The sequence below is a fragment of the Flavobacterium sp. FlaQc-52 genome, assembly GCF_044007495.1.
Classification (GTDB): domain Bacteria; phylum Bacteroidota; class Bacteroidia; order Flavobacteriales; family Flavobacteriaceae; genus Flavobacterium; species Flavobacterium cupriresistens.
In genome coordinates, this window is sequence record NZ_JBIPCV010000066.1 from 1 (window position 1) to 246 (window position 246).

Sequence of the window (246 nt, forward strand, 5' to 3'; positions counted from 1 at the left end):
ATTCTCCACTGATTTACTATAAAAGTAGTAAATAAAAGTTCATTGACATATTGAGATAAGAAATAATAAAAAGTAGAAAGCGTTTTTTGTTATAAGTAGTAATACAGATAATAAAAAACAAAAAAAACGGTCATAATTGATTTTATGATTGGTACAATAAGCAAAATAAGGGCGTATGGGGGATGCCTTGGCTCTCAGAGGCGATGAAAGGCGTGATAAGCTGCGAAAAGCTACGGGGACGGGCAC

The 246-nt window shown here is 34.1% G+C and carries 1 rRNA gene; it reads left to right on the forward strand.

Going from position 1 to position 246, the window contains the following annotated elements:
• Window positions 1-155: 155 nt before the first annotated feature.
• Window positions 156-246, forward strand: a 23S ribosomal RNA gene (locus tag ACHRV5_RS22525); the annotation flags it as partial.